General features: G+C 66.5%; 19 protein-coding genes and 1 pseudogene. 10 read left to right on the top strand and 10 right to left on the bottom strand.

Annotated elements, in window-relative coordinates; genetic code table 11:
- From XM50_RS20505 to rpoN, 6 genes and pseudogenes are all read left to right on the top strand, one after another.
- Positions 1 to 462 (top strand): annotated as a pseudogene (locus XM50_RS20505) (hypothetical protein); the annotation flags it as partial.
- A gap of 51 nt (positions 463 to 513) precedes the next feature.
- Positions 514 to 1,134: a ribonuclease D gene (locus tag XM50_RS09730; protein ID WP_046409128.1), complete on the top strand. Its 621-nt coding sequence runs from the start codon at positions 514 to 516 to the stop codon at positions 1,132 to 1,134.
- A gap of 143 nt (positions 1,135 to 1,277) precedes the next feature.
- Entirely contained in the window at positions 1,278 to 1,916 is a 639-nt protein-coding gene (gene lptC, locus XM50_RS09725) for an LPS export ABC transporter periplasmic protein LptC (protein ID WP_046409156.1), read from the top strand.
- A 5-nt stretch (positions 1,917 to 1,921) separates the two neighbouring features.
- The gene (locus tag XM50_RS09720; RefSeq protein WP_046409127.1) at positions 1,922 to 2,461 is read left to right on the top strand and encodes an LptA/OstA family protein; all 540 of its coding nucleotides are present in this window, start codon (positions 1,922 to 1,924) and stop codon (positions 2,459 to 2,461) included.
- A 144-nt stretch (positions 2,462 to 2,605) separates the two neighbouring features.
- Complete coding sequence (gene lptB / locus XM50_RS09715) at positions 2,606 to 3,382, top strand: LPS export ABC transporter ATP-binding protein (RefSeq protein WP_046409126.1); 777 nt, start codon at positions 2,606 to 2,608, stop codon at positions 3,380 to 3,382.
- A gap of 99 nt (positions 3,383 to 3,481) precedes the next feature.
- On the top strand, positions 3,482 to 4,975 hold the full coding sequence (rpoN, locus tag XM50_RS09710) for an RNA polymerase factor sigma-54 (RefSeq protein WP_046409125.1): 1,494 nt from the start codon (positions 3,482 to 3,484) through the stop codon (positions 4,973 to 4,975).
- Positions 4,976 to 5,000: 25 nt separating this feature from the next.
- Here rpoN and XM50_RS09705 read toward each other — a convergent pair whose 3' ends face one another.
- The 6 genes from XM50_RS09705 to XM50_RS09680 all read right to left on the bottom strand — a co-directional run bounded on the left by XM50_RS09705 (position 5,001) and on the right by XM50_RS09680 (position 12,617).
- Complete coding sequence (locus XM50_RS09705; RefSeq protein ID WP_046409124.1) at positions 5,001 to 6,815, bottom strand: acyclic terpene utilization AtuA family protein; 1,815 nt, start codon at positions 6,813 to 6,815, stop codon at positions 5,001 to 5,003.
- Positions 6,816 to 6,909: 94 nt separating this feature from the next.
- Positions 6,910 to 8,199 carry an adenylosuccinate synthase gene (locus XM50_RS09700; RefSeq protein WP_046409123.1) on the bottom strand — a complete coding sequence of 430 codons (1,290 nt, stop codon included), beginning with the start codon at positions 8,197 to 8,199 and terminating at the stop codon, positions 6,910 to 6,912.
- A 110-nt stretch (positions 8,200 to 8,309) separates the two neighbouring features.
- Positions 8,310 to 9,407: an ATP phosphoribosyltransferase regulatory subunit gene (locus XM50_RS09695; RefSeq protein ID WP_046409122.1), complete on the bottom strand. Its 1,098-nt coding sequence runs from the start codon at positions 9,405 to 9,407 to the stop codon at positions 8,310 to 8,312.
- Positions 9,408 to 9,470: 63 nt separating this feature from the next.
- A complete protein-coding gene (locus XM50_RS09690) occupies positions 9,471 to 9,722 on the bottom strand; it encodes a hypothetical protein (RefSeq protein ID WP_046409121.1) in 252 nt (83 codons plus the stop codon).
- 42 nt (positions 9,723 to 9,764) lie between these two features.
- Entirely contained in the window at positions 9,765 to 11,342 is a 1,578-nt protein-coding gene (gene serA / locus XM50_RS09685; RefSeq protein WP_046409120.1) for a phosphoglycerate dehydrogenase, read from the bottom strand.
- 123 nt (positions 11,343 to 11,465) lie between these two features.
- Complete coding sequence (locus tag XM50_RS09680; RefSeq protein WP_046409119.1) at positions 11,466 to 12,617, bottom strand: phosphoserine transaminase; 1,152 nt, start codon at positions 12,615 to 12,617, stop codon at positions 11,466 to 11,468.
- A gap of 225 nt (positions 12,618 to 12,842) precedes the next feature.
- Between XM50_RS09680 and XM50_RS09675 the strand changes: the two genes are divergently transcribed.
- Both XM50_RS09675 and XM50_RS09670 read left to right on the top strand, forming a co-directional pair.
- The gene (locus XM50_RS09675) at positions 12,843 to 13,490 is read left to right on the top strand and encodes an extensin family protein (protein ID WP_231621922.1); all 648 of its coding nucleotides are present in this window, start codon (positions 12,843 to 12,845) and stop codon (positions 13,488 to 13,490) included.
- An 11-nt stretch (positions 13,491 to 13,501) separates the two neighbouring features.
- Positions 13,502 to 14,383, top strand: a complete 882-nt coding sequence (locus tag XM50_RS09670) for an LOG family protein (RefSeq protein ID WP_046409118.1) — start codon at positions 13,502 to 13,504, stop codon at positions 14,381 to 14,383.
- Positions 14,384 to 14,400: 17 nt separating this feature from the next.
- On the opposite strand, the gene XM50_RS09665 is transcribed toward XM50_RS09670, so the two are convergent.
- On the bottom strand, positions 14,401 to 14,685 hold the full coding sequence (locus XM50_RS09665; protein WP_156167223.1) for a DnaJ domain-containing protein: 285 nt from the start codon (positions 14,683 to 14,685) through the stop codon (positions 14,401 to 14,403).
- Positions 14,685 to 15,467, bottom strand: a complete 783-nt coding sequence (locus XM50_RS09660; protein WP_046409153.1) for a division plane positioning ATPase MipZ — start codon at positions 15,465 to 15,467, stop codon at positions 14,685 to 14,687. The genes XM50_RS09665 and XM50_RS09660 overlap by 1 nt, the downstream gene beginning before the upstream one ends.
- A gap of 80 nt (positions 15,468 to 15,547) precedes the next feature.
- Between XM50_RS09660 and panC the strand changes: the two genes are divergently transcribed.
- On the top strand, positions 15,548 to 16,390 hold the full coding sequence (panC, locus tag XM50_RS09655; RefSeq protein WP_046409117.1) for a pantoate--beta-alanine ligase: 843 nt from the start codon (positions 15,548 to 15,550) through the stop codon (positions 16,388 to 16,390).
- A gap of 72 nt (positions 16,391 to 16,462) precedes the next feature.
- On the top strand, positions 16,463 to 16,759 hold the full coding sequence (locus tag XM50_RS09650; RefSeq protein ID WP_046409116.1) for a sel1 repeat family protein: 297 nt from the start codon (positions 16,463 to 16,465) through the stop codon (positions 16,757 to 16,759).
- A 48-nt stretch (positions 16,760 to 16,807) separates the two neighbouring features.
- Here the strand turns inward: XM50_RS09650 and XM50_RS09645 are convergent, their stop codons facing one another.
- Positions 16,808 to 17,092 carry a hypothetical protein gene (locus XM50_RS09645; protein WP_046409115.1) on the bottom strand — a complete coding sequence of 95 codons (285 nt, stop codon included), beginning with the start codon at positions 17,090 to 17,092 and terminating at the stop codon, positions 16,808 to 16,810.
- Positions 17,092 to 18,081, bottom strand: coding sequence for a glycerophosphodiester phosphodiesterase (locus tag XM50_RS09640; protein ID WP_231621921.1), 990 nt, complete (start codon positions 18,079 to 18,081; stop codon positions 17,092 to 17,094). The genes XM50_RS09645 and XM50_RS09640 overlap by 1 nt, the downstream gene beginning before the upstream one ends.
- Positions 18,082 to 18,138: the final 57 nt, after the last annotated feature.

Here is an 18,138-nt window from a genome sequence, read left to right as displayed (position 1 = left end):
GCCGCCGCCGAAGCCGCCGCCGCCGAAGCCGCCACCGCCGCCACGGAAGCCACCGCCGCCGCCACCAAAGCCGCCGCGATCACCACCGAAACCACCACGGTCGCCGCCGAAACCGCCGCCGCCAAAACCACCGCCACCGAAGTCGCCGCCGAAATCGCCGCCGCCGAAGTCATCGCGCTTGTCGCGCCCGCGTCCGCCACGATTGCCGCGGCCACCTTTGTCGTAACCCATAAACCCTGTTCGTCTTCCCGCTCCGCCCGCAAAATCGTTCAAGATCCGCGCGATGGACGGCCGGCGCGGAGCTCCGTGACGCGAAAGCTGATGCGCCACGAGACTCGTCATAGCGCATCCGCGCACCTACCGCGAATAGAATCGTCACCAAAAACAAGTATTACGCTGCGATCATTGCGCAACTGTCGCGTTGAAGGCACAGCCCGTCGCTGGATTTTCTGCAGAATGTGAGCGCTACGGTGTGTTGTTGAGCCTTTTGGCGCGCCGCGCTAGGGCATCACGATGGCCGTATATTTCCATGAAGAAGACCTGCCGGGCGATGTGTTCGTTCCGGGTGCCCCGCTTGCCGTCGACACCGAAACCATGGGGCTCATCACGCCGCGTGACCGGTTGTGCCTGGTGCAGATTTCCGACGGCACCGGCGATGAGCATCTGGTGCGGTTCAACCCCGGGTCCGATTATGCCGCCCCCCATCTGCGGGCGGCGCTGGCCGATCCGACGCGGCTCAAGCTCTACCATTTCGGCCGTTTCGATATCGCGGCGATCCGCCACTACATGGGGATTGTCGCGGCCCCGGTCTATTGCACCAAGATCGCCTCGCGCCTGGTGCGCACCTACACCGACCGGCATGGCCTGAAGGAGCTGGTTCGCGAATTGCTGGGGCAGGACATCTCCAAGCAGCAGCAATCGTCCGACTGGGGCGGTCCCGACCTGAACGACGCGCAGCGTGAATATGCCGCGTCGGACGTGCGCTACCTCCATCGCCTGCGCGAGGAACTGGATCGGCGACTCGCCCGCGAGGGTCGCACGGCGCTGGCGCAGGCTTGCTTCGACTTCCTGCCGCACCGTGCCGAGCTTGATCTCGCCGGCTGGCCGGAAACCGACATCTTCGCCCATGCGTGAGCCACACCCCGCTTGTGATGGCGGCGCGGCGCCTGAGCGCGCCGTGTTGGCACGAAGCAAGGCGGGGCTGCGGCTTTTTTGGCGCTCGTCGCGTTTGATGCCCGCCGGGCGACCGGCGACGGGCAAGGGGAATGGCGTCACGCATGTCTGAAATAGCCATCCGGGAACGCTCCAGGCGGCAGCGCTGGGCGGCACCGGGCAGCCGGCACGATCGGTTGATCTCGGTGATGTACTGGCTGCTGCCCGTACTGATCGGCGTTCTGGCGGCCTTTCTGGTGATGGCCCCGCTGACGCGCGCTGGGGACGTGTCGTTCGTTCTGGACAAGAACAAGGTGGAGGTCGCCAAGGAGCGGCTGAAGATCCAGAAGGCGCAATATCGCGGCTCCGACGCCAAGGGCCAGCCCTTCACGCTCGACGCCGGCTCGGCGGTGCAGCGCAGCTCGGCCGAACCGGTGGTACAGCTCAACGAACTGATCGCGCGCATCCGGCTGGAGGATGGCCCGGCGTCGCTGACCGCCCCCAGCGGCCGCTACGACATGGAAAGCGAGCGGGTGAATGTGGACGGGCCGATCGCCTTTCGCGGGCCCAACAACTACACACTCGACACTCAGGATGCCGAGGTTGACCTGAAAACCCGCAAGCTGCGCTCGCGCGACGCGGTGACGGGCACGGTATCGCAGGGAACGTTCAGCGCGGACCGGCTCGATGCCGATCTGGAGGCGCGAACCGTCACGTTGCGCGGCAATGCCCGCTTGCGCGTGAACCCGCGAGGGGCGAGATAGCGCGCATGACACGTCCGGTCCTTCTCGCCCTTTGCCTGGCAACCGCTCCGCTGGCGACCACGGCCGGTGCTCAGACGCGGCACAATACCAATGCGCCGATCGACTTCGCGGCGGACACGATCGAGCTTCAGGATCGCGCCAACCGCGCGGTACTGCTGGGCAATGTGTCGGTTCGCCAGGCCGAAATGTCGCTGAGCGCGGCGCGAATGACGGTGAACTACACCGGCCAGATCGTGGACGGGAACCCGCAGGTATCGCGGCTGGACGCATCGGGCGGGGTCGTCGTGCGTCGCCCTGATCAGACGGCGCGCAGCCAGTTCGCCGTGTATGACCTGAACCGTCGCGTCATCACCATGATCGGCGGCGTCTCGCTGACGCAGGGCGCCAATACCGTGAACGGCGGCCGCCTGACGATCAACCTCGACACCGGCCGCGCGGTGATGGACGGATCGTCGGTGCGCGGTGGCGGCAGCGGCTCGGGCAATGTCACGACGGCGCCGTCGGGCCGCGTCACCGGCACCTTCTCCGTTCCGAAGCGAAACTGACCGGGAGCAACCCGCCGCGATCGGGGGTTTCCCTCTGCGCGTGCATTATGCATCATCACTGATGAATGTTTCTGATGCATGATTCCTGCCAGTTGCCATTCGACTGACGAGGCACTGGAACGATTGGCGAGGCAAGAACAGGCGATGGACGAGGTCACGACACTCGAAGAGGTGGAAGCAGTCCACGAGGCGCCGATTTCCGACGGCCTGCAGGTCGTCTCGATCGCGAAGTCCTATGACAAGCGGACGGTGCTGCGCGACGTCTCGGTGTCGGTCGGGCGCGGCGAAGTGGTCGGCCTGCTCGGCCCCAATGGCGCGGGCAAGACGACGTGCTTCTATTCGGTGATGGGGCTGGTGAAGCCGGATGCGGGCCGCATCATGCTGGATGGTGAGGATATCACCGGTCTGCCGATGTACCGGCGGGCGATCCTGGGCCTCGGTTACCTGCCGCAGGAAACGTCGATCTTTCGCGGCCTGACGATCGAGAAGAACATCCTGACCGTGCTCGAACTGAACGAGCCGGATGCCACCGCGCGCCAGCAGAAGCTCGACCGGCTGCTCGACGAATTCGGCCTCACCCGGCTGCGTGACGCGCCCGCCATGGCGCTGTCCGGCGGTGAGCGGCGCCGGGCGGAAATCGCCCGGGCACTGGCCGCCGATCCCTCGATCATCCTGCTCGATGAACCCTTCGCCGGCATCGACCCGCTGTCGATCGCCGACATCCGCGCGCTGGTGAAACAGCTCAAGAGCCGCGGGATCGGGGTGCTCATCACCGATCACAATGTGCGTGAGACGCTCGAAATCGTCGACCGCGGCTACATCATCTACGATGGCCGGGTGCTGTTCTCTGGCGCCCCTGCGGATCTGGTCGCCGATCCCAATGTTCGCCGCCTCTATCTGGGCGAAGAATTCTCGCTCTGAGCCGATGCTGACCGTCCCTCTCCTCGCAGTCCCGGGTTCTGCCCGGACCGCGCATGGCCAGGGTAGCGTCAGGCGTGCCTGCGGTGGCGCCGCCACGAGATGAGCCTCGCGCCGCGCCTCGACCTGCGTCAGTCGCAATCGCTGGTGATGACGCCGCAGTTGCAGCAGGCAATCAAGCTGCTGACGCTGTCGAACCTCGAGATCGAAGGCGTCATCGCCGAGGAGCTGGAGAAGAACCCGCTGCTGGAGGCACTGCCCGCGGCGGACGATGCGCCGGTGCCGGAGCGTGAGCCCGAAGCGCCCCGCGACGAGCCGGCCCCGGCTGACGAACTCGTCCTCTCCGGCGAAGCGGCTGGCGAGGCACTCGACGTCGACATCGTGGCAGAGCGATTCGACGACAGCCCGCTCGATAGCATGACCGGCGATCGCGCGGCGGGGGACGGCCTCGGCCTCACCGGCGCGACGGGCGGCAGCCTGGAGGACGGGCCCGACCTCGATGCCCTTGCCGCCGGGGATCGATCGCTGGCCGAACACCTGCTGTATCAGGCAGGCGAGGTGCTTGGCGGGGGCGACCTGTTCGTGGCCCAGCATCTGATCGACCTGATCGACGAGGCGGGTTACCTGACGACCGAACTCGCCGACGTGGCCAGCCGCCTGGGCGTGCCGCTGGAGGCTGTTGAGCGCCTGTTGGGGGTCATCCACACCTTCGACCCCACGGGCGTCGGCGCCCGAAACCTCGCCGAATGCATCGCGCTGCAGGCGCGCGAGGCCGACCGCTACGATCCCGCGATGGCGCGCCTGATCGACAACCTCGATCTCGTCGCGCGCGGCGATCTCGCCCGGCTGAAGCGGATCTGCGAGGTCGATGACGAGGACATGGCCGACATGATCCGCGAGCTGCGCGGCTATGATCCGAAGCCCGGGCTCCGCTTCGGCGGGGAGCCGATGCAGGCGGTGACGCCCGACCTCCACGTGCGCCGCACACGGGGCGGCTGGATCGTGGAGCTCGACAGCGCCACCCTGCCGCGCGTGCTGGTCAACCGGCGATACCATGCAGAGCTGTCGTCGGGTCCGCAGGACAAGGCCTCCAAGGCGTGGCTCGGCGACATGCTGGCCAGCGCCAACTGGCTGGTGAAGGCGCTGGACCAGCGGCAGAAGACGATCATCCGCGTCGCGACCGAGATCGTGCGCCAGCAGGAGGCGTTCTTCCTGAAAGGCGTCGCGCATCTTCGCCCGCTGACGCTGCGGCAGGTCGCCGACGCGATCGAGATGCACGAATCGACCGTCAGCCGCGTGACCTCGAACAAATATCTCAGCTGCGCGCGCGGGCTGTTCGAGCTCAAATACTTCTTCACCTCGGCGATCCAGTCCGCCGACGGCGGCGATGCCGTGTCCGCCGAAGCGGTGAAAAGCGCGATCCGCGGCCTCGTCGCCAATGAAGGTGCCAAGATCCTCAGCGACGACACGATCGTCGAGCTGCTCAACGCCAAGGGCTTCGACATCGCCCGCCGCACCGTCGCCAAATATCGCGAGGCGATGGGGATCGGCAGTTCGGTGCAGCGGCGGCGCCAGCGGGCGCTCAGCGGCGGCTGAGCACCCTGGGGCCGCCGCCGCTCGCTCAGCCGACCAGTCGCCGCGGCACCTTCACCTTCATGTCCAGCAATTGCTGCGCCTTGCCCTTGGCCAGCGCATCGAGCCGCAGGCTGGCGAACTGCCCCCCGCCCAGCGACTGGATGCAATGCAGGTTGATCGCATTCATCCCCGGCAGCTCGTACCGGCGAACCTCGGGATGGCTCGCCCCTTCGAACTCATGTGCGAAGAACGCCTGCACCGCGTCCTCGGTCAGCCCGGCGCGGATCCACGGCAGATATTCCGGCCGCCGCGCGATCACGCCGACGTTGAACGCATTGCCCTTGTCGCCCGAGCGGGCCCAGGCAAGGTCGATCAGCTGAACCTCGACCATCTCCTCGTCAGCGCCAATCGCCGGCGCCTCATCATCCACCTCCGGCCGCGCGATCATCGCCGGATCGAACGGCGTCGCCGGCGCCGGGTTGGCAACGGTGATCGTCTCCCCGCCCAGCGACACGCTGCCGTTCACCGATGCCCCATCGACCAGGAACGAAAACACCTGCGCCACCGGCGAGATCGTCGGCCGCGCACCGAACCACCCGGTCGAACCCACGCTCATCGAGGTGGTGGGCGAATCGAACTCGCGCATCATGATGCCCAGCGCCTCGGCATCCTCATGCTCCGCCCCGATCCGCGCGATCACCTCGCGCGTTGCGGACAACGCCGGATTGGCCTGCGCGCCGTAGCTTGCCTCGGTCCCCAGCAATTCGACGCGCGTATCGCGCAGCGGCGGCAGGTTGCGCCCGCGCAGCATCTCGCCAACGCGGGTCAGCACCGCTTGTGCCTGCGCCTGCGCCTTCTTCGCCGCGTCGCGCCCGACCACCGGCATGATGCCGATAAAGCGATGACCGTTCTCAAATGTGACGCAGGTCTTCAGCTTGCCGGTCGGCGGATAACCCCTGGCATTGGACACGCGCACCCGGCCCTCGCCCTCTTCGGTGACGCTCAGCTGCGAGAAATCGCACACCACGTCGGGCAGCGCATAGGCCTGCGGATCGCCCACTTCGTACAGGATCTGCTCCGCCACCGCCGCTGCCGAGACGAGGCCGCCCGTCCCCTCCGGCTTGGTGACGATGAAATCGCCATTCTCATGGCACTCGATCACCGGATAGCCGATGTGCGCCCAGTCGGGCACTTTCTCCCAATCGGTGAACAGTCCGCCGGTCGCCTGCGCGCCGCATTCGATCACATGCCCCGCCAGCGATCCCGCCGACAGCCGATCGTGATCGTCCGGCCCCCAGCCGAATTCATGCATCAGCGGGCCCAGCGTCAGCGCGCTGTCGACCACGCGCCCGGTGATGACCACCTCCGCCCCAGCCGCCAGCGCCGCCGCGATCGGCCCGCCGCCAAGATAGGCGTTGGCGGTCCATACCTTCTTGGGATCAGGGAATGGCGCGTCGTTGAACATCTCGACCACGCCCTGGGCGGCAAAGTCGGGCACGCGCGCGATCAGGTCATCGCCGGTGACGATTGCGATCCGGAAGGAAAGCCCGGCATCCGCGGCAAGCTCCTCCATCCGCGCGCGGCACGCCTGCGGGTTCACGCCACCCGCATTCGTCACGATGCGGACGCCCTGTGCCTTGAACTCGCGCAGATTGTCCTTCCACACCCATTCGGTGAAATCGCGCGCATAGCCCTGGTCCGGGCGCACCTGCTTCAACTGGCCCAGCGGCGCCATCGTGGCTTCCGCCAGATAGTCGAGGATCATGTAATCGAGCTTGCCGCCTGCCAGCAATTGCGGCGCCGCGACCGAACTGTCCCCGAGGAATCCGCCCGCACCGCCGATCCTGACCACCTTGGCCATCTCACTCTCCCGCTTGTTTTGCGGAGAGCCGTAACGGAAAGCGGCACGCAGGCAAACCGCCCCTCCCCGCATTGCGCAGGGAGGGTGGTGTCACTCAGTCCGCGAAGGGATCGCGAACCAGGATCGTGTCCTCGCGCTCCGGGCTGGTCGACACCAATGTTACCGGGCAGTTGATCAGTTCCTCGATGCGGCGGATGTACTTGATCGCCTGCGCCGGCAGGTCGGCCCAGCTGCGCGCGCCGGCGGTCGACTGCGACCAGCCTTCCATCGTCTCGTAGATCGGCTCGACCGCGGCCTGATCGGCCGCGTGCGACGGGAAATAATCCAGCGTCTCGCCGCGCAAGCGATAGCCGGTGCAGATCGAGATCGTCTCGAACCCGTCGAGCACGTCCAGCTTGGTCAGCGCGATGCCGGTGATGCCGCTGACCGCTGCGGACTGGCGCACCAGCACCGCGTCGAACCAGCCGCAACGGCGCTTGCGTCCGGTGACGGTGCCGAACTCATGCCCGCGCGTTCCCAGCCGCTCGCCTGTCTCATTGTCGAGCTCGGTCGGGAACGGGCCGGAGCCGACACGCGTGGTGTACGCCTTGGCGATACCCAGCACGAAGCCGACCGCACCCGGCCCGAGGCCGGAGCCGCCCGCCGCGGTGCCCGCGATCGTGTTGGACGAGGTGACGAACGGATAGGTGCCGTGATCGATGTCGAGCAGCACGCCCTGCGCGCCTTCGAACAGGATGCGCCGGCCGGCGGCGCGTGCCTCGTTCAGGTCACGCCACACCGGCTTGGCGAAGGACAGGACGAAGTCCGCAATCTCGCGCAGGTCGGTCAGCAACCGCTCGCGATCGATCGGCGGCTCGCCGAATCCGGCGCGCAGCGCGTCGTGATGCGCCGTCAGGCGGTCGAGTTGCGGATCGAGATCGTCGAGATGCGCGAGGTCACACACGCGCAGCGCGCGGCGGCCGACCTTGTCCTCATACGCGGGGCCAATGCCGCGGCGGGTGGTACCGATCTTGCCGGCGCCGCTCGCATCCTCGCGCAGCCCGTCGAGATCGCGGTGGAACGGCAGGATCAACGCGCAGGTATCGGCAATGCGCAGCGTGTCGGGCGACACCATCACGCCCTGCCCCGACAGTTTCTCGACCTCGGCCTTCAGCGCCCAGGGATCGAGCACCACGCCATTGCCGATCACCGATGGCGTGCCACGCACGATACCCGACGGCAGCAGTGACAGCTTGTAGACGTTTTCGCCCACGACCAATGTGTGGCCGGCATTGTGGCCGCCCTGGAAGCGGACGACCATGTCGGCACGCTCGGCCAGCCAATCGACGATCTTGCCCTTGCCCTCGTCACCCCATTGGGCGCCGATCACCGCAACATTCGCCATGGATACAATACTCCCCCTGCCGGGATGATCCTGGCCGCCCTTCGACAGGACTCGGCGACCAGAAGGGTCCATAAATGCGCCGCGCCGGTAGCCGTGGCGCGACGCCGCTGTCAACCAGCCAACGGCCGGGCCTCACCATCAACGAACAGGTGGGTGCACAGTTGCGCTTCGGGCGTGTCACCGGCGGCAAGCGCGGCAACCGTCGCCCAGCCGGCAGAACGCATCGCGGCGCCATCCGCTTCCGACGTGCCGAGCGGCAGGAACAATCGCCGGCGCTTGCCCGCGCTATCGCCAGCGATCGATGCGGCGAACAGCGAGAAGCCGGTCGCCGCCTCCTCCGCGCCATCCTCATGCATCAGCGTATAGGTGCCGCCGCGCCCGACCTCGCGCGTCGCCCCTTGCGCGAACAGCGAGAAACCAAGCCAGGTCTGATATTCGAAGCCATGCCGCTCGGTCGGATCCAGCGTCAGCGTGGCGCGGCCGCCAAGCGCCCTCGAAATCGCCTCCAGCCCGTCGAGTCGTGATGACAGGACGCCGGCGCTGTCGAACGCCCGCAACCGCGCAATCGCCGCATCGAACGGCCCCGCCGCCTCGATCAGCGGCAGATATTCCGGCGCCAGCGCCGCGACGGCGCCCGCATCCTTGGCATCCAGCCGGTCGCGCAACTGCTCGACATCGCTGACCGGCAGCGGACCGGACGACAGCGTCTCGACCAGGTCGGGCAAGGTGAAGTCGACCGACACGCCGGTCGCGCCCGCCGCCGCCAGTGCCTCGACTGCCACCGTCACGACCTCGCGCGCGGCGGCGACCGAATCGAGGCCGATCAGCTCGCACCCGATCTGCCGCGCCTCGCGATCGGGCTGCAATGCCCCGCCGCGCAGCTTCAGCACCGACCCGGCATAGCTCAGCCGCACCGGGCGCGGGTGGTGCGCCATGCGCGTCGCCGCGATCCGCGCGACCTGCGCCGTGATGTCGGGGCGGATCGCCATCGTGCGCTGGCTGACCGGATCGACGAAGCGAACCGCATCGGCGAGGCCGCCGTCCTTCAGGCGCGAGGCGAGGCTATCGGCAAATTCCGCCAGCGGCGGGTCGACCCGCTCATAGCCATAGGAATGGGCGACCGCGAGCACTCGCGATTCGACCGCCGCCGACGCATCGGCATGCGGCGGCAGGCGATCGCGAAACCCCTCGGGGAGCAGCGTCGTCATCTTACGCGCTCGCCCCGATCAGATCGGCGCACGGGAAAGGAGCAGTCGACAGCACCACGGCGATCATCTGAAAGGCACCTCGTTCAAATTCATCATCCTGCGCAGCGTACCGCCGCGCGATGACGCGAAAGCATGGCCGCCCGACCAAAGCGATCGGGCGACGTCGCGCGCCTCGTTGCCCGCACGGGTGCCGCCGTCAACCTCGATGATGCGCGCGCCTGTATTGGGCGCCCGCGGGGGGCCGAAAAACCGATCCGGCCGCGACACCAGGTGCCGCGGCCGGATCATCGCCGAAATGATGCCAGGCGCGGCCATTCTTCTCCGGAAGAAGGCCGCGCTGGCTCCGGGCAAAAGGGCTTAGAAGCGAAGCCCCATCGCGGTCTTCACCCCCGGCAGCGCCTTCACGGTCGCCAGCAGTTCCGCCGTCACCGGCTGGTCCACCGACAACAGCAGCACCGCCTCGCCACCCGCCTGACGGCGGCCGAGATGGAAGGTGCCGATGTTCACCCCGGCCTCGCCCAGCGTGGTGCCCAGACGGCCGATGAATCCCGGTGCGTCCTCGTTCACGACGTACAGCATCGCGCCGGTCAGATCGGCCTCGACCTTGATGCCGAACAGCTCGACGAGGCGCGCGGCCTGATCGCCGAACAAAGTGCCCGCGACCGAACGCTCGCCATCCGCGGTGCGGACCGAGACGCGAAGCAGCGTGTGGTAATCGCCCTCACGCTCGGTGCGGATCTCGCGCACTTCCATGCCGCGCTCGCGCGCGAGCAGCGGCGCGTTGACCATGTTCACCGTATCGGTCTGCGTGCCGAGGAAGCCCTTCAGCACCGCACTGGTCAGCGGCTTGGGGTTCAGCTCCGCCGCGGCGCCTTCCATGTGGATCGAGATGCGATCGATCGCGCCATGAGCCAGCTGCCCGACGAGGCTGCCGAGCTTTTCGGCAAGGCTCATGTACGGCTTCAGCTTGGGCGCTTCCTCAGCCGTGAGGCTGGGCATGTTGAGCGCGTTGGTGACGCCGCCCGACACGAGATAGTCCGCCATCTGCTCGGCCACCTGAATGGCGACGTTCACCTGCGCTTCGGTGGTCGACGCGCCGAGGTGCGGCGTGGAGATGAAGTTCGGCGTGCCGAACAGCGGGCTTTCCTTCGCCGGCTCAGTGACAAACACGTCGAGCGCCGCGCCGCCGATATGGCCGCTGTCGAGGCCCTGCTTCAGCGCCGCCTCGTCGATCAGGCCACCGCGCGCGCAGTTGATGATCCGCACGCCCTTCTTGGTCTTGGCGAGATTCTCGGCCGACAGGATGTTGCGGGTCTGCTCGGTCAGCGGCGTGTGCAGCGTGATGAAGTCCGCACGGGCCAGCAGCTCGTCCAGCGTGACCTTCTGCACGCCAAGCTCGATCGCGCGTTCCTCGGTGAGGAACGGATCGTAGGCGACAACCTTCATCTTCAGGCCCAGCGCGCGATCGGCGACGATCGAGCCGATGTTGCCCGCGCCGATCAGGCCCAGCGTCTTGCCGGTGACCTCGACGCCCATGAAGCGGTTCTTTTCCCACTTGCCCGCCTGGGTCGACTTGTCGGCCTCCGGCAGGTCGCGGGCGAGCGCGAACATGAGTGCGATGGCGTGTTCGGCGGTGGTGATCGAGTTGCCGAAGGGGGTGTTCATCACGACCACGCCCTTCGCGCTAGCCGCCGGGATGTCGACATTGTCGACGCCGATGCCGGCACGGCCGACGACCTTGAGGTTGGTCGCCGCCTCGAGGATCTCCTTGGTGACCTTCGTCGAGCTGCGGATCGCCAGGCCATCATATTGGCCGATGATCGCCTTCAGCTCTTCCGGCGTCTTGCCAGTGATTTCGTCCACTTCCACGCCGCGCTCGCGAAAGATCTGCGCGGCCTTGGGATCCATTTTGTCGCTGATGAGAACCTTGGGCATGGGATAGTCCTTTGCCTGCACCGTCGCCCCGGAACTGATCCGGGCCCGCCATCTGCGGCGCAACGGTGAGAAGAAGCGTGACCCCGGATCAAGCCCGGGGTAACGCAAGGGAGTGGGTGGTCTTCAGGCCGCCTTGGCGGTCGCGTAGGCCCAGTCGAGCCACGGGCCCAGCGCGACGATATCCGCGGTGTCGACCGTAGCACCGCACCAGATGCGCAGGCCCGGAGGGGCATCGCGATAGCCGCCGATGTCATAGGCGGCGCCCTCTGCCTCGAGCAGCGAGACCATCTTCTTGATCACCGCTTCGTCGGCATCGACCGTCAGGCAGACGCTGGTGGTCGAGCGCGAGGCGGGATCCGTCGCGAGATGCCCGAGCCAATCGCGGGCGGCGACGATCTCGTCGAGCGCCTTGGCGTTCGCATCAGAGCGCGCGATGAGGCCGTTCTCGCCCAGCGACTTAGCCCATTCGAGGCTGAAGATCGCGTCTTCGACGGCCAGCATCGACGGGGTGTTGATCGTCTCGCCCTTGAACACGCCCTCGGCGAGCTTGCCCTTGGAGACGAGGCGGAACACCTTCGGCAGCGGCCAGGCGGGCGTGTAGGTCTCAAGCCGCTCGACCGCGCGGGGGCCGAGGATCAGCACGCCATGCGCGCCTTCGCCGCCCAGCACCTTCTGCCAGGAGAAGGTGGCGACATCGATCTTGTCCCACGGCAGATCATACGCGAACACGCCGCTGGTCGCGTCAGCGAAGCTCAGCCCCTCGCGATCGTCAGCGATCCAGTCACCGTTCGGCACGCGAACGCCGCTGGTGGTGCCGTTCCAGGTGAACAGCACGTCGTTCGACCAATCGACCTGGCCCAGATCGGGCAGCTGGCCGTAATCGGCGCGGATCACGGTGGGCTCGATCTTCAGCTGCTTGACGGCGTCCGTCACCCAGCCTTCGCCGAAGCTTTCCCAGGCAAGCGCGGTGACCGGGCGGGCGCCCAGCATCGTCCACATCGCCATTTCGAAGGCACCGGTGTCGGAGCCCGGAACGATGCCGATGCGGTGCGTGTCAGGCAGCTTCAGCAGCTCGCGCATCAGATCGATGCAATATTGAAGGCGCTGCTTGCCGATCTTGGAGCGGTGCGAACGACCGAGCGTGGCATCGGCCAGCTTGGCGGCATCCCAGCCCGGCGGCTTTGCGCAGGGGCCCGAGGAAAAATAGGGTCGCGCCGGTTTCGTGGCGGGTTTCGCAGGCGCAATGGTGGCGTCGGCGAGCGTCGTATCAGTCATGTCTGACTCTCCTTACAGAGAGCACGCGCGGCGTTGGGACCGCGTGGCCCGCCGACGGCTCTAGTGAACCGGGGACAACGTGGCAACCGCGATAAAGTGCGATCGACTCGCTTCGTCCTCTGCTACCCACCATTCAACCTGCGCGCCCCAACCACCGCTTTTCCTGAGCGACAAAACCGGCAAGAAAAGAGCGGCGCGTCAAACAGTTCATCGCGATCGGGGGAAGTGTTGCGTACCTTCATCATGCTCGCGCTGGCGGCGAGCCTCGCCGCGTGCGGCCGCTCGGAGCCGCCGGCGCGGTCCGATCGGCGCACCCCCGCGCCGCGAATCGAGGGGCCATCGTCACGCGAAACCGCGCAATGCCACCGCGACCTGCGCGAGATCGGCGTTGCTTATGAACCGCTGCCCGATCGCCAGTTCGGGCCCGGCTGCGGCGTAATCGGCACAGTGAAGCTGCTCGACATCGGCGTGCCGACAACAAACCTTGGCGCCGTGCGATGCGGCGCGGCGCGCACCTATGCGCGGTGGGCGCGCAATGCCGTTGCGCCCGCGGCTTACCAGATACTGGGCAGCGAACTGGCAAAGATCGAAAGCATGGGCACATACAATTGCCGCAACGTTGCCGGCACCGGTCGCCGCTCCGGCCATTCGGTCGCCAATGCGATCGACATCGGCGGTTTCGTTCTGAAGGACGGGCGGCGGATTACCGTGCTCAACGACTGGAACTCGCCCGATCCTGCCATCCGCCAGTTCATGCGCACGATCACTGCGTCCGCCTGCCGCCGGTTCGGCACGGTGCTTGGCCCAAACTATAACAGCGCCCATCGCAACCACTTCCATCTGGAGGACGACAAGGCCAATTTCTGTCGTTAAAGGCCGACGAAATGACAGAAACCCGCGTACCGAGCCGCACCTTTCCCCGTGCGCGCCAGGATGCCGAGTCGGCCAAGACCGGCATCTCCACCCCCCAGACCGAAAACCCGGCTTACCGCCTCGCCTTCCAGGACATGGACTTCCTGCTGCGCGAGGATCTGCGGCCGGTGCGTTTTCAGCTGGAGCTTTTGAAACCCGAACTGCTGCTGGAAGAGGCCCATATCGGGTCCACGTTCGTGGTGTACGGCTCCGCACGCATCCCCGAGCCGGAAAAGGCGCAGGCGATGCTGGAGATGGCCGATCCCGAGCATCGCCACATCGCCGAGCGACTAGTCGCCAAGTCCAAATATTACGACATGGCGCGCGAGCTCGCCCGACTCGCCAGCAACTTCCCGCGCGACGAACAGGGCAAGCGGCACTTCGTCGTGTGCTCGGGCGGCGGTCCGTCGATCATGGAAGCCGCGAACCGCGGCGCGGCGGACGTTCACGCCGAATCAATCGGCCTGAACATCGTCCTGCCGCACGAACAGGCGCCCAATCCGTATGTGACGCCGTCACTGTCGATGCAGTTCCACTATTTCGCGCTGCGCAAGATGCACTTCCTGCTGCGCGCGCGTGCCTTGGCCGCCTTCCCGGGGGGCTTTGGCACCTTCGACGAACTGTTCGAGCTGCTGACCCTGATCCAGACCGGAAAGGTCGCGCCCATCCCCGTGCTGCTGTTCGGCCGCGAATTCTGGGAGCGCGTGGTGAACTTCGACGCACTGGTAGAGGAAGGCGTGATCTCCGAACGTGATCTCGGCATCTTCACCTATGTCGAAAGCGCGGCCGAGGGCTGGGCGGTCGTCCAGCGCTTCTACCAGGAGCGGGCGGACAAGGAAGCAACCGCCGCCTGACAGCGCGGGCTGATCGATCAGCCCGCGCGCTGCAACAACAGGTCGCGCGCGGCATTCAGCGCGCGCGCCTGTTCGGGCGAGCCACCGCGATCGGGATGCGCCTCCGCCATCAGGCGGCGATGCGCCGCGCGGATCGTTGCCTCATCCGCCTGTCGGTCCACCCCCAGCAAGCGTCGCGCCGCCGCCGCATCGCCCGGCTCAGCCATCACCACCCGGCGCTTGACCGACTTCCCGCCCCAACCATTCTTCCACAATCGCCAACCGGCATAAGCGACCAGCAGCGCCAAGATGAGCTTCAGCATCACGCGACGAGCGGCGTGGCGGGTTCAGGCAGCGACAATCCCGACATCATCTCGCGCAACTCCTGCCGCGCCGCGACATGGCCCAGCCCCATTCCGCCAAAATCCTTGGTATCCAGCATCGTCAGCCCCGACGGGAACAGCTCGCGATAGATCACACGCTCGCCAAGGCCAGGGATGATGCGAAAGCCGACCCGCTTCGCCAACTGGTCGAGCGCTTCGGACACGCGCCGCATGTTGCGTGCCTCAATATGCTGCAGGCGGTTGCGCAGCACGACCCAGTCGATCGTTGACCCGTCGGCCTTCGCACGCGCCTTGCGCGCATCCCAGATCAGTTCGGAGTAGAAGCTCGGCCGCGTGACCTTGAACGTCTCGGGATGGACCTGCCCGATCAGATCGAAATCGACGAAGCTGTCGTTCATCGGCGTCACCAGCGTGTCGGCCCGCGTCGCGGCGGCACGTGCATATGGATCGTCACGTCCCGGTGTATCGATCACCAGGAAGTCGCTGTCGCGCAGCATGTCCTGATACGCTTCCTCGAAATCCTCGTGCGCCGTCCGATAGCGCGGGATCATCAGCGCCGATCCGGTGCGACGAACCGTCTCGGCCCGGTTGTCGAGATAGCGTCCCATGGTGCGCTGGCGATGATCGAGATCAAGGCAGGTGACGCGCGCGCCCCGCACGGACAACGCAATTGCTACGTGAACGGCGGTGGTCGACTTGCCCGTCCCGCCCTTCTCGTTGGCGAACACGATCACGTGAGTATTGTCGGAACCGGTCGGCAAATTGTCGCATCCTTTGTTGATCGCGTCCACCGATCCCCATAGATGCCCGCCCGTTCCGTTTCGAGTGGAGTTTCATCGGCGTGCAGACTGTCCGTGACCTGAACGAGCTGCGCGCCGCGATCGCTGCCTTCCGTGCAGAGGGTGCGCGCATCGCGCTTGTGCCTACCATGGGGGCGCTTCACGCCGGGCATATCGCATTGATTGACGCGGCAAAGCGGGCCGGGACTAAGGTTGTTGCCTCGATCTTCGTCAACCCGACGCAATTTGGCCCGAACGAGGATCTGGCGCGCTATCCGCGCCGCGAGGCCGCCGATTCGCGGATGCTGGCGGAGGCGGGCTGCGACCTGCTGTGGCTGCCGACCGTCGAAACCATGTACCCCGACGGCTTCGCCTCGACCGTCAGCGTCGCAGGCGTGAGCGAGACGCTGGACGGCGCGGCACGTCCCGGACATTTCGACGGCGTCGCGACGGTGGTGACGAAGCTGTTCAACCAGGTTTCGCCGGACGCCGCCTTCTTCGGCGAAAAGGACTACCAACAATTGCAGGTGATCCGCCGGATGGTGAACGATCTCGATTTCGCGATCGACATCGTGGGCGTGCCAACGCAGCGCGATGATGACGGCCTGGCCCTCTCGTCGCGCAACATCTACCTCGACGAGGAAGAACGCGCCAAGGCGGTGGCTCTGCCACGTGCGCTTGGCGTCGCCGCCCGCGCGATCGCCCGCGGCATCCCCCCGGAGGAAGCAGCAGCAGAAGCGCAGACGAGCCTCGTCGCAGCCGGGTTCACCGTCGATTATGTCACTTTGGTCGACTCCGAGACGCTGGCCGCCAACCCAGGCGCTGATCGCCCCCGCCGCCTGCTCGCCGCCGCCCGGATGGGGCAGACCAGGCTGATCGACAACATTGCTGTCACGCTCGACTGAGCGCGTTAACCATTTTGATACACGAATCGCGCCAATGTCGCCGCATGGGGACATGAACATGGGGCGAGGGAAATGGGTAACAGTCTCGACAGTGCGCGTTTTCTGATCAACAGCCGGCTCAGCGATGCGCTGCGCGGCGATGATGATGCCTGCTACGATCTTGGCGTTGCCTATTCCACCGGCACCAACGGCGCGGAATACGACCTGATCGAAGCCCACAAATGGTTCAATCTGGCCGCCGTCGCCGGACATGTCGCGGCCCAGGCAGCCCGCGCGGAAATCGCCGATGACATGCCGGCCCGCGACATAGCGGTGGCTCAGCGCGCCGCCCGTGCGATCATCGCCCAGGCGCAGCGCCGCGCCGCCTAGCGCCGCCGCTTCAGGCGCACGCGCAGCACCTGCGGACCTGCCGCTCGCTCAGCGATCGCGGCCGGCGACGAAGCCGTCATAGGGACCGCACGTTTCGGGATTCTTGCGGCAGCGCTTCTGCCATTCGCGCCGCTCCTTGCCTTCGCGCGCCTCGGCCTTGCGCATCTTGCGGCCGTAGTTGCGGTCGGCCTCCTCCTGACTCGTGGTGGACCAGTCGACCACCTTCCCGGCGGCCTTGAACGGCGCCGTCACGACGCTCGCGGCTGTGCGAACGCAGCCGCCAGTGGCGAGCGGGATGATCGCGGCCACCGCGATCAGAACTGTTTTACGCATCACTTCACTCCCCGCACCTGATCGCGCACCTTTACGCCTGTTGCAGGAAAGTCGGTGAAGAATCCGTCGATACCAAGGCGAAGCGCTGCCGAAATCTCGGCGGCCAAGTCACCGTGGCCGCGCGGGTTGATCCCTTGTCGATAGGGGGCGGGAAGGAAGTAATTCTCCGCGCGGTACGTCCAGGGATGGACGCGCAGGCCGGCTGCATGGGCGTCGCTGACCAGCGTGGTCGGCGCTGAGCCATCCCAAAGCATCGCCTTGTTAGGCCCAATGCCCCACGCGTAGCCCGCCACCGCATTCAACCCGGCCGGCGTCATCATCGCGGCATAGCTTGGCGCGGCGCCATCCGCCGGCCCGCCCTTCCCATCGACCAGCTGGATCAGCCGCACACTCGTCATGCCCTTCAGCCGCTTGAGGTTCGCGACCTCGAACGACTGGATGAACACTGGCGCATCGGCGCTGTCCCATCCGGCACGGCGCAGCGCCTCGACCAGCGGCGCATCCGTTCCCATGCCGATCGACGCGAAATAGGTCGGGTGCTTCGTCTCGGGGTAGATCCCCACGCCGTGCTTCTTGGCCAGCACGATCACCTCGTCGAAGGTCGGGATCGTTTCCCTGCCGTCATAGTCCCGGTTGCCCGGGCGCATCAGGGGCAGCCGCTCCTTGGCGCGCAATGTCTTCAGCTCCGCGACCGTGAAGTCCTCGGTGAACCAGCCGGTCAGTTCCTTGCCGTCGATCGTCTTGGTCGTGCGGCGATCGGCGAATTCCGGGTGTTCCACGACGTCGGTCGTCTCGCTGATCTCATTCTCGTGCCGCGCCACCAGCACGCCGTCGCTGGTCGGCACCAGATCGGGCTCGATCACATCCGCACCTTGCGCGACCGCGAGTTGATAGGCGGCAATCGTGTGCTCCGGGCGCTCTCCGGAAGCACCGCGATGAGCAATCACAATCGGTGACGACAAGGAAGGAACGATAGTCATTGGCTCCATTTGCGACGTGGATCCACAAGCTGCCAGCGCCATAACAAGAATTATCGGGATATACTT

It is taken from the genome of Sphingomonas sp. Ag1, from assembly GCF_000980895.1.
Taxonomy (GTDB): Bacteria; Pseudomonadota; Alphaproteobacteria; order Sphingomonadales; family Sphingomonadaceae; genus Sphingomonas; species Sphingomonas panaciterrae.
Note: the sequence above shows the minus strand (reverse complement) of the source record. Positions and strands in the feature narration are given on the sequence as shown.